Consider the following 736-nt stretch of genomic DNA (forward strand, 5'->3'; position numbering starts at 1 on the left):
CCCCGCGCCCTGGCCGGGGGCGCGCTGCAGGTCCACTACCAGCCGCTGCTCCGCCGCCCCTGCGGCACCCTGGCCGGGATGGAGGCGCTGATCCGCTGGAGCCACCCCCGCCACGGGCCGATCGACCCGCCCGCCATCATCCTGGCGGCCGCCAGCGCCGGACAGGCCGAGCCGCTGCTGCGCTTCATCCTGCGCGACGTCTGCCGCATGATCGCCACGCTGCGCCAGATGGGGCATGCCGATGCGGTGGTAAGCATGAACGTCTCGCCGCGCGAGATGACCCAGTTCGGCGTGGCCCGGCTGGTCATGTCCACCCTGGCGGAGTTCGGCCTGCCACCCGGGATGCTGGAGATCGAGCTGACCGAGGAGGCGATGATGGACCTGCGCATCGCCCAGGCAGGGCTGGATACGCTCGGCCGCGCAGGAGTGCGGATCGCCATCGACGATTTCGGCGTGGGCTTCGCCTCCCTCGGCTCCCTGCAGAAGCTGGAGGTGGACCGGATCAAGATCGACCGCAGCTTCATCTCGGGCATGGTCAAAGCGCGCAGCGACCAGGTGCTGGTGCAGGCGGTGCTGAGCCTGGCCCGCTCGCTGGAGATCGAGGTCGTGGCCGAAGGCGTCGAGAACGAGGAGACGCTGCAGATGCTGGACCGCTTCGGATGTCCCATCGTGCAGGGCTACCACCTCTCCCCGCCCCTCCCGCCCGCCGCGCTGCTCGACCGGATCCGCCAGTGGG

General features: G+C 70.8%; 1 protein-coding gene. It reads left to right on the top strand.

Going from position 1 to position 736, the window contains the following annotated elements; translation table 11 throughout:
• On the top strand, positions 1-736 hold a 736-nt coding region (locus ROTAS13_RS25400; protein WP_139323616.1), incomplete at both ends, for an EAL domain-containing protein.

It is taken from the genome of Roseomonas sp. TAS13 (assembly GCF_001950415.1).
In the GTDB taxonomy this organism is placed as follows: Bacteria; Pseudomonadota; Alphaproteobacteria; order Acetobacterales; family Acetobacteraceae; genus Roseomonas; species Roseomonas mucosa.